At 64.6% G+C, this 2962-nt stretch carries 3 protein-coding genes; all 3 read left to right on the top strand.

Features of this window, described 5'->3' with window-relative positions:
- Positions 1-492: cation transporting ATPase C-terminal domain-containing protein (locus VN856_RS01310; protein ID WP_325685377.1), on the top strand; the 492-nt coding region annotated here is incomplete at its 5' end.
- A 293-nt stretch (positions 493-785) separates the two neighbouring features.
- Positions 786-1874 (top strand): alpha/beta fold hydrolase, encoded by a 1089-nt coding sequence (locus VN856_RS01315; protein WP_325685379.1) that lies wholly within the window; start codon positions 786-788, stop codon positions 1872-1874.
- 179 nt (positions 1875-2053) lie between these two features.
- Positions 2054-2962, top strand: a 909-nt coding sequence (locus VN856_RS01320; protein ID WP_325685381.1) for an AMP-binding protein, incomplete at its 3' end; no start/stop codon positions are given.

Consider the following 2962-nt stretch of genomic DNA (forward strand, 5'->3'; position numbering starts at 1 on the left):
TCCGAAGAACCCGACGCCGACGAATACGAAACCGAAGAAGAGGCCGTCGAAGCCCGCCGCGCCTATCAGCGGTCGGTGCTGACCGGGCCGACGCCGTCGCTGGATGTTCCGCTCATGCGTCAGATCGTCACCCGTGGGGCCGTCACCGCTGCCGGCGCGACCACGGCCTGGGCTATCGGCCGCTGGACCCCTGGCACTGAAAGGCGCACCTCGACAATGGGATTGACCGCTCTGGTGACGACGCAGCTGGCGCAGACGCTGCTCACCCGACGGCACAGCCCGCTCGTCGTCGCGACGGCGCTGGGCAGTTCGGCGGTGCTGGTGGCGATCGTCCAAACGCCGGGCGTCAGCCACTTCTTCGGCTGCACGCCGCTGGGGCCGGTCGCCTGGACGGGTGTCGTCGGAGCGACCGCGGCGGCCACCGGGCTGTCGGTGCTCGCGCCCAACTGGTTGGCCAAAACCGCGGGAATGGTGCAGCCCGAATTAGCGTGATGGTGCCGCCTCGAATGTGCCTGTCTCGCAATACGAACCGTCCATGAGGTCGCCGACGTCCTTGACGTGTTCTGCTGGCTAGAAGCCAATCATCAATCGCACCATAGTCTTTGGCACTAATATCCGGCGCAGCAGACAAGTCGGTCGCTCCTGTACAGGGCATGGCGATGCTTGATCCAACGGGGCATTGAACCGGGCAAGCCGCCCGACCGTGTCCTATCTATTGAGCCGCCGGTCCGAGTCAAACTGACTGGCCAGTTACCTCAGTAGCCAGTTGCGCTGTGCGCTGCTGGGTGTGGGTCGATCCCGAGACGGCTGATGATGCGTCCACAGTGGAGGAGAAATCGAACATGACATCGACGATCGCCGAGTTGCATCGAGTCATCACTCATCTCGACGACGACGGTGGTGAGCGGATAAGCGCGCGAACGCAGCCCGGCCCGACTATCCGGCGAGACCGGCCGCCCCTCGGCCGTATTCGGATCATCGCTGCCAGTGACGGTGTGCGGCTGTCCGTGCGTGACTACGGGTCTCGCGCATCTGACCACACTGTGGTCCTTCTGCATGGGCTTTGCTTAGACCAAACGTCGTGGGATATTCAGATCGGTCAGCTGATCCGCCAGTGGGGCAATGACATTCGGATCATAAGTTACGACCATCGCGGCCATGGCGACTCCGCCGACGCGCCCATGCACACTTACCGCATCGAGCAGCTCGCCGACGATCTGGCCACGCTCCTCATAGCGCTTCGCGTAAAAGGCCCACTCACCCTCGCAGGACACTCCATGGGCGGTATGACAGCCCTGGCCTACCTCGCCCGGAGCGCCAGTCATCGCCCGGTTGAACCGAATTCGCTTGTCCTCGTGGCTACCGCTGCAGGCAAACTCGCCAACCGCGGCCTCGGCCGGCTCCTGGCCACCCCGGCGGCGAAAATTCTGCACGCGCTTGTGCGGCACACGCCTCATTCGGTGGCCGACGAGATAGCCCGGGCTCTCACCCGCCCGCTGTGGCCCGCCCTGACGAGATGTGCCGGATACGCCGCAGGCAGCGGTGCCCTCGCCGCTGTATCCGCCGCAAGCATCAATGCAACCCCATTGCCAACCAAAGTCGGGTTCCTTCCCAGCCTGCGGAACTACGACCAGTACCACACGCTTGGTTCTATCTCGGCCGCCACGACCGTCATCGCTGGTGGAGCTGACAAGCTCACCCCGCCCGCACATGCCCACGATCTAGCCGCCGGCATCCCGCGGGCCACGCTCGTGCACGAGCCCGGCGCCGGACACATGCTGCTACATGAGGCCGCGGACCTCGTCACAGACACAATCAGCCGGGCCCTCACACGATCCGCTGAACCACGTACACCACAGGATGTTCCGGCATGATCGGCCAAAACGGCCAAACGCCCGACTGCGAGATCGGCAACCGCACTTGCGCCAGCCAACGACCCTGATCAGTCGGGAGCCAAATGTGTCGGCCATCACATCACCGCACCGGATCGGATGTCACGGCTCTGGTTGTTGGAACCATCAGATTTATTCGCTAGATGGAGAGGGCCTTGCATGTGACTACGGATGTCCGCAACGAGGTCACCAACCCGTCAGGCTCAAGCAGCACCCGAGCAGAGCGACGGGAACGTCGAATCGCCGAGCTCTACGCCGCCGACCGTCAGTTCCGGGCGGCGAACCCGCTGCAAGACGTCATCGATGCCGCACAGCGGCCCGGACTTCGGCTTGCCGAGGTCATCGAGACGCTCTTCGAGGGCTACGCCGATCGGCCCGCACTCGGACAGCGGGCGCGAGAGCTCGTGGTCGACCCGGGAACCGGCCGCACCGACACGCGGCCGGTGCCCAGTTTCGACACGATCAGCTACGGCGAGTTGTGGACGCAGGTGCGGGCGGTCGCTGCGGCGTGGCGCCGGGATGAGACGTACCCGGTGAATACCGGGGACTTCGTTGCCACCGTGGGTTTCGCCGGGCCGAGCTATCTGACCGTCGAGCTGGTGTGCGCCTATCTCGGCTTGGTGTCGGTGCCACTGCAACACAGTGCCCCGCCGTCGGTGCTGAAACCGATCATCGACGAGATCGAGCCGCGGGTGCTCGCCGCGGGCGCGGCATATCTGGATCTGGCCGTCGAGTCCGCTTTGCACAGTGCCTCGCTGCGCCACCTCGTAGTGTTCGACTACCAGTCGCAGGTCGATGAGCACCGAGATAACCTCGCCCGCGCCAAGAAGCGCCTGCACGACGCCGGCATGTCGATCGTTGTGAGCACGCTGGACGAGGTCATCGAGCGCGGACGAGAACTTCCGCCCGAACCGCTCAACACCGACGACACCGACCAGCGGCTGGCCATGATCCTCTACACATCGGGCAGCACCGGGGCGCCTAAAGGCGCGATGCTCACCGAACGGACGCTGGCGCGGATCTACACCTCATCGCTTTTCGAGACTGAACACCCGGTGTTCAACGTGAAC

The sequence above is a fragment of the Mycobacterium sp. genome (assembly GCF_035603715.1).
Taxonomy (GTDB): domain Bacteria; phylum Actinomycetota; class Actinomycetes; order Mycobacteriales; family Mycobacteriaceae; genus Mycobacterium.